Below are 7030 nucleotides of genomic sequence, written 5' to 3'. Positions count from 1 at the left end.
GGGCAGGTGCCGCCATCACCCTCCGGGCTGGGGCCAAAAAGCCGCCCCGCTTCGTTGCTCGTCGGTCACGGGTATATTTCATACCTGCTCCCTTCTCGCGCCTCGCCGGACGGCTTATTGACCCCCCGCGTAAGGTCGCGTACCGCTCCCACGCGGTCACGCGACAGCGCGGGTCACGCGGGTTATCCGGATAGGCTCTTAGCATTCAAATTCCTTCTACTGCATTTGGTTTGGTCTTATGTCAATGAGTGATCGAAAGTGTGAGCCAAAGAGAGTGCACAACATTGGGATTGTCGCCCCGAGTTTCGGTGCCTTACATGAAACATTCCATGCTGAAACGTGCCCTCATCGCCGGAATATCAGGCCAGGATGGTTCTTATCTGGCCCGCCTGCTCTTGGAGAAGGGATATGAAGTCCACGGCATTTCGCGCAACCACCGCACGCAGGCCTTTGCCAATGCCAGGAGGCTGGGGATTTTATCCAGGCTCCACCTCCACACTCTGACGCTGGACGATACGTCCCGCTGTGCCGGCTTCTTGAAGGAAGTGCGGCCCGATGAAGTCTATCATCTCTCAGGCCAAACGTCGGTGGGTCATTCTTTCAGCGACCCGGTGGAAGCCCACCAGAGCATTGCCGTCGCCACCCTCCATCTTCTGGAAGCGTTGAGGCGGGCGGGGGGAGCGTGCCGCTTTTACAATGCCGGATCGAGTGAGGTCTTTGGCAACACGGAGGTGCCGGCCCGTGAAGATACGCCGTTCCACCCCCGCAGTCCTTATGCCATCGCCAAGGTGGCCGCACACCACGCGGTGGCGCATTACCGGGAAGCCTACGGGCTCTTCTGCTGCACCGGCATCCTCTTCAACCACGAATCACCCCTCCGGCCCCTCCATTTTGTCACCCGGAAGATCGTGTCGGCCGCCGCGGCCATCCGCGAGGGACGGATGGAACACGTGGAGTTGGGGCGGACCAGCATGCGACGGGACTGGGGATGGGCCCCGGAGTATGTGGAAGCCATGTGGCTCATGCTCCAGCAAGACGAGCCCAGGGATTTCATCATCGCCACCGGTCAGCACCATTCGCTCCAGTGCTTCGTGGAAAAAGTGTTCGCCTGCCACCAGCTCGATTGGGCGAAACATGTGGTCTTCAACCAAGCCCTGGTCCGGCCCACGGACATCGACATCAATTTTGGCGACGCCACGCTCGCCCGTGAAAAATTGGGTTGGTCGCCCACGGTCATGTTGGACGACTTGATCCAACGACTGCACCTGGACCGGCATGACGGCACCACCGTCCTCGGCTGATGGCCCCCCCTCTTTCCATCTACATGCTGAGCAGTTGGCAGGTGCCGTGCGGCATCGCCGCCTACACCACGAGTTTGACTTCGGCCCTCGGACAATCCGGCGACCGGGTGGTGGTCGAGCCCATCGGTCCCGCGAACTGTGGCGACCTCACACCGGATCAACTAGTCGGTAAAGAGGACGCCATCGTCCGCCGAAGCCGGGATTTTGACGTGGTCCACATCCAACATGAGTATTCCTTTTTTTTGTACAAGGGGATGAAAGAAGAGACCGGCATCACCCACCTGGGCAGGCTTGTGAAGCGTCTGCGCCTGGCGGGATGCCCGTTGGTCATCACCTTCCATTCCCAACCACCCGGTCCAGTCCCGTTGCTGCGGCGCGTCGTGCCCACGGGCTATCCGGTGGAACGGGCCTGGCAAAAGCAGGTGATCCGCCGACTACGCGACGATCCCGGATGCCATTCCATCGTGCACACCACGCACACCCGCGAACGCTTCATCCGCCAGGGAGTGCCCCCGGGACGTGTCACCCGGCTGCCGCTGGGTATTCCGCGTGACGTGCGGCCCCAAGATCCGTCATCCCGAGAACAGGCACTAGCCGCCCTGGGATACGGGCCGGGCACCCGGCTGCTGGCCCTCTTCGGTTTTATATCCCCCTACAAAGGAACGGAAACCGCCCTGGAATCCCTCTTGCACCTGCCGCCCCACTTCCATCTGGCACTGGTCGGGGGAACGCACCCGCAAGCTGTCCATGATCCGACATTCGACCGGTTGCTGAGCCTGCTGCGCCGGCATCCGGCGTTGAAGCCAAGGGTCAGGATCACGGGCTATGCCCCTCCCGCCGATTTCCTCCGTTACCAAGAAGCGGCCTCTTACTGTCTGGCCCCCTATCGCAACGTCCCCTATTCTGGATCGGCCGCCATCGGTTCCGCCCTGGCGTCCGGGGTTCCGGTGATCGCGAGCCGCATCCCTACTTTCGAGGAGATTGAAGGCGAATCCCGCGCCCTGCGTTTGGTGTCTCCCGAATCACCCACAGAATTGGCCGGAGAAATCAAACACCTGGAAGCGCACCCGGTAATCCGGCACGCCTTGGTTGCAGCGGCTTTTGCCTATGTCGACGCCAATGCCTGGTCCCGGGTGGCCGAACGCCACCGCCACGTGTACCGGGCCGTGGTCTCCCCGGGCTCTCTCTCTCCGGCATCGCCCGCCCTTGCGCCATGAAGCTTGAAAAGGTCACCACGGAAAATGTTGGCCAGGCAATCGCAGCCGCGCGGGAAATCTTTCCCTATGAAATCCATGCCGACGGATTCTGGCCCGAAAATGCCTACCGCGACTCGATTCGAAAAGGGCATCCGAATTTTGCCTACTATCTGGCGAAAATGGACGGTGATGTGGTGGGGATCACCGGCCACTACCCGCCCGGAAGTTTGGGCCGGGAAATCTGGGTCGGTTGGTTTGGCATCCGTCCCGCGCACCGCCACCAAGGCCATGGCACCGCCCTGCTGGCACAGACCTGCCGCATGCTCGAGGTTTTGGGCCAGCGAAAAATCCGCCTGTATTCCGGCGATCGCGAGGAGGAACGCCCGGCGCAGCGGCTCTATGTCCGTGCCGGTTTCCACGTGGTGGGCAGGGGTTCGGTGGATGGAAAACCGGTGCTATTCTTTTGCCGCAACCCCCGGGCCAACCGAGTGGTGATGCCAGGATCATCAGGGAACAGGCTTGAAAGCAGGGGCTTCCGGGCACGACTGAAGGACTGGCTCCGTGACCCTGTTTGGCGCACCCATCTGGGACAGCAGGAGGCTGGGGGGATGAGTTGGCAGTCCTGGATGCAATGGGAGTGGGAGTGGAAATGGTGCTGGCCGGCCCGGGAACATTTCTGGCACGACGGCGGACATGAAAATTTCCATCTGGGGATCGGAGTGATGGCCTATCGCCGTGCAGACAACTACCAGGCCCGGCTGGCTTCCGGCCTGCCCGGGACCCCGGAGAATCCTTCCAAAACCTCCGCTTGACAGAAACGTGACCGAATCGGGATAGTCTTGGCACGATGGCCGCCGCAAAGTCCAAGAACCGTTACCGACGCATCCTCTTGAAACTCAGCGGCGAGGTCCTGGCCGACGAGCAGGACCATATCGCGGCCAAGGTTTCGGACAACATCGCCCGCCAGATCAAGGAGATCCACGCCATGGGCGTGCAGGTGGCCGTGGTCATCGGGGGCGGCAACATCTGGCGCGGCCTGACCGCCAGCCACGCCGGCATGGACCGCACCACCGCCGATTACATGGGCATGCTGGCCACGGTCATCAATGGCCTGGCCCTGCAGGACGCGTTGGAACGCAATGGCGTCTACACCCGCGTCCAGACCGCCATCGAGATGAAAAATGTGGCCGAGCCCTTCATCCGCCGCCGTGCCATCCGCCACTTGGAAAAAGGCCGCGTGGTCATCTTCGTCGCCGGCACCGGCAACCCCTACTTCTCCACCGACACCACCGCCGCTTTGCGCGCGAGCGAGATCGGGGCCGAGGTCGTGCTCAAGGCCACCAAGGTCGACGGCGTCTACGACAGCGACCCGAAGAAAAACCCCAAGGCCAAGCGCTTCGCCAAGATCAGTTACACCGAGGCCCTCTCCCGTCGTCTCAAGGTCATGGATTCGACCGCCTTCAGCCTCTGCATGGACAACCACGTGCCCATCGTGGTCTTCGACATGTTCAAAAAAGGCAACCTGCGCCGCGTGGCCGCCGGAGAAGCCGTTGGCACGCTGGTCACCGAATAAACTTCACTCCCCCCTCCGCCGAACCCCCCACCCCTAAAGAAGACACGTATGGCCGCCGCTGATGAAGTTCTGATGGATTGCGAAGAACACATGGAGAAGACCGTCAAAAAGGTCCAGGACGATTTTTCTGCCGTGCGCACGGGCAAGGCCGCCCCCCAATTGGTCGATTCCATCCGCGTGGATTGTTACGGCACCACCATGCAGATGCGAGAATTGGCCGGCATCACCTGCCCGGAACCGCGACTGATCGTCATCCAGCCCTGGGATGGTTCGAACGTCGACCCCATCCGCAAAGCCCTGGAGGTTTCCAACCTCGGTGTCACCCCGCAGGTCGATGGCAAGATCATCCGCATCCCTATCCCCGAACTTTCCGAGGAGCGGCGCCGTGACCTGATCAAGGTGGTGAAGAAGATTTCCGAGGACGGACGCATCGCCATCCGCCACAACCGCCGTGAAGCCATGGAAGCGGTCAAGAAGATGCAAAAGGACGGCGACCTGACCGAAGACGACGTCAAGGTGGCGGAAAAAGACATCCAGAAGCTGACCGATGACTACACCGGCAAAATTGACAAGATGCTGGAGTCCAAAGAAGCCGAGTTGCTGAAGATCTGAGGGTTCCTAACCCTTGGCCGAAGCCACTTCGTGGATCACGTCCAGTGTTTCACGGACGTTGCGTTCCTGGGTGTGGGTGGCAGCGGTCTTGCGCGCCGCCCGGCCCATTTGCAGTCGCAGGGACTCATCACGCAACAACCGGATCAAATGGGCCGTTTCGCGGACGTCGCCCGCCTGGCCGACGACAAACCCTTCCCGGCCATTCTGGATGATCTCCGAACCGCCATTGGCAGTGGTGGTGATGACGGGCAGACCGGCGGCGAGTGCTTCCAGGGTCACGTTGGCAAACGGGTCATACCAAGTGGGCAGGAGAAAGACATCCGCGGCTGCGTAAAGATCGGGTAGTGGGCAGGGCGGGGGGGAGTCAATGATGACCATGCGCACATCGGCCCCGGCCCGGCGGGCCGCCTCCTGGGCCTGGACATGGCCCTTGCGCTCCGCTCCGGCCCCGACCAGCAGGACGACGTATTCCTCGTCGTCCCATTCCATGGCGCGGCGCCCTGCTGCCCGGTCGCCACCGCCGAAACGGGCATGATCGACCCCATTGCGGACCAAGCGGATCCGCTCGGCCGGGTAGTCAAAATGCCGGAGGATGTCGGAGCGGACCATTTCGGAGTTGGCGATGACCCGGCGGGTGTTCTTCGGGTGGAAGGTGACCCGTTCCAGCGCACAAACCACGCGGTTCTTGGGATTGAAGCGGTTGCGGAAAAAACCGGTCAACGGACGCGCGGCCTGGCGGCGTCGCAACCACTCGCGGTGGACCCCGTCACCGGCCCGGTAGATGTGGGCACGCACGCCCCGTTCCAGGCTGAAAACGACATGGAAACCGATTTCGCCCACACTGCCCAGCCGGACATTGACCGCATCGGCAAAGCGCCTCGGCTTCATGGCCGTGCTCGAATCGACCGGAAACCGTTCGACCAAGCGGAACATGTCCCGGGCCTCGTCGTCCCAGGATTCGCAGAGCAGATGACACTCGTGCCCGGCCTGGCTGAGGGAGCCGGCCAACCGCTTCAGGTAGTTCTCCGCCCCGCCCGTGGGCGACCAGTTCCGACGGACGAAAGCGATGCGCATAAACGAAGCCTGGAAAAATCAATGGTAGAAGGAGTAAATGGCTTCCAGGACCGCCTGCACCTCTTCGTCGCGCAACTCGGCGAACATCGGCAGGGCCAAGGCTTCGCGGGAAAAGGTCTCGGCGTTGGGGAAGAATCCGGCCGGCCCCAGTTTTTCAAAGCAGGGTTGTCGGTGCAGGGGCTTGGGGTAATAGATCCCGGTGCCGATGCCTTTTCCGGCCAAATGGGCCTTGAGGGCATCACGTTTGCCCCCGGTGACGCGCAGGCAGAATTGATTGAAGGTGTGCGGGTCGTTGCAGGTGAAGGGGAGCAGCAGAGGGCACTGGGAGGAGGCTTCGGAACCCATCGGTGACGCGCACGCGCAGGCATCGACAGGATAGGCGCCGAGACCCTTGCTGGTGAAACCCTCGAGGTAATGCTGGGCATGACGGCGTCGCGCGGCGATGAGGCCGGGCAGGCGGGGCAAACGCAGGCGGAGAAGGGCGCCTTGCAGGGCATGCATGCGGAAATTGCCTCCGACTTCGAGGTGCTCGTAGGTCTGGGCCATGCCGTGGTTGCGCAGGACGCGCATGCGCTCGGCCAGGTCGTCGCGTTGGGTGGTGACAAGCCCGCCCTCGCCAAATCCACCCAGTGTCTTCGTCGGGTAGAAAGAAAAGCATCCGATGTCACCCAAGGAGCCGGCTTTCTTTCCTTGATAGGTGGCGCCAATGGCCTGGGCGGCATCCTCGACCACGGCAATCCCTTTCTCCGCAGCCAGGGACAGGATGAGCCCCATGTCCGCACATTGACCGAAAAGATGGACCGGCATGATGGCCTTGGTGCGCGGACTGATGGCCCGGCGGATGCCTTCCATGGCGATATTGAAACAGCAGGGGCTGCTGTCGACAAAGACCGGGGTCGCACCGAGCCGGGCCACACTGCCTGCCGTGGCAAAGAAGGTGTAAGTCGGGCAGATGACTTCGTCGCCCGGGCCGATGTCCAGGGCCATGAGTGCGAGGACCAGGGCGTCCGTCCCGGAAGAAACCGCCCAAGCGTGTTTGACACCCAAGTATGTCGCGACCTCTTTTTCAAAGGCGGCCACTTCCGGCCCGAGGATGAAGACCCCGCTTTCAATGACCTCGGCCGCCTTGGCCTTTAGGGTGTCCTTGAAGGGTTTGTCGTCGCGGGTGGCGTCAAATTGGGGAATGTGCGAGATCATGGCTGCATAAAGTGTGAAGTACCAAAGAACGGGTCAACGTAACCCAGAAACGGGCGGTCTTGCCAGCGCAGAAAGGC

Annotated in this window: 7 protein-coding genes; 5 read left to right on the top strand and 2 right to left on the bottom strand. The window is 61.9% G+C overall.

Annotation, left to right across the window (positions count from 1 at the left end; all coding sequences use genetic code 11):
- The first annotated feature begins 329 nt into the window (after nucleotides 1–329).
- From SFU85_06475 to frr, 5 genes are read left to right on the top strand one after another with little or no spacing between them, the layout of a single operon-like run.
- Nucleotides 330–1301, top strand: coding sequence for a GDP-mannose 4,6-dehydratase (locus SFU85_06475; protein ID MDX6766419.1), 972 nt, complete (start codon nucleotides 330–332; stop codon nucleotides 1299–1301).
- Nucleotides 1301–2518 (top strand): glycosyltransferase, encoded by a 1218-nt coding sequence (locus SFU85_06470; protein ID MDX6766418.1) that lies wholly within the window; start codon nucleotides 1301–1303, stop codon nucleotides 2516–2518. Before SFU85_06475 ends, SFU85_06470 begins: the two co-directional genes overlap by 1 nt.
- Nucleotides 2515–3309 (top strand): GNAT family N-acetyltransferase, encoded by a 795-nt coding sequence (locus tag SFU85_06465; protein ID MDX6766417.1) that lies wholly within the window; start codon nucleotides 2515–2517, stop codon nucleotides 3307–3309. Before SFU85_06470 ends, SFU85_06465 begins: the two co-directional genes overlap by 4 nt.
- Nucleotides 3310–3344: 35 nt before the next feature.
- Nucleotides 3345–4070, top strand: coding sequence for a UMP kinase (pyrH, locus tag SFU85_06460; GenBank protein ID MDX6766416.1), 726 nt, complete (start codon nucleotides 3345–3347; stop codon nucleotides 4068–4070).
- A 48-nt stretch (nucleotides 4071–4118) separates the two neighbouring features.
- Complete coding sequence (gene frr / locus SFU85_06455) at nucleotides 4119–4682, top strand: ribosome recycling factor (GenBank protein MDX6766415.1); 564 nt, start codon at nucleotides 4119–4121, stop codon at nucleotides 4680–4682.
- A gap of 6 nt (nucleotides 4683–4688) precedes the next feature.
- On the opposite strand, the gene SFU85_06450 is transcribed toward frr, so the two are convergent.
- Together SFU85_06450 and SFU85_06445 are read right to left on the bottom strand one after the other, a co-directional pair.
- Nucleotides 4689–5756: a glycosyltransferase family 4 protein gene (locus SFU85_06450; GenBank protein MDX6766414.1), complete on the bottom strand. Its 1068-nt coding sequence runs from the start codon at nucleotides 5754–5756 to the stop codon at nucleotides 4689–4691.
- A gap of 18 nt (nucleotides 5757–5774) precedes the next feature.
- Nucleotides 5775–6953 (bottom strand): DegT/DnrJ/EryC1/StrS family aminotransferase, encoded by a 1179-nt coding sequence (locus SFU85_06445; GenBank protein ID MDX6766413.1) that lies wholly within the window; start codon nucleotides 6951–6953, stop codon nucleotides 5775–5777.
- Nucleotides 6954–7030: the final 77 nt, after the last annotated feature.

The organism is Candidatus Methylacidiphilales bacterium (genome assembly GCA_033875315.1).
Taxonomy (GTDB): Bacteria; Verrucomicrobiota; Verrucomicrobiia; order Methylacidiphilales; family CAZTYG01; genus JANRJG01.
The sequence above is the reverse complement of the archived record's forward strand: the minus strand, read 5'-3'. Positions and strand labels throughout refer to the sequence as shown.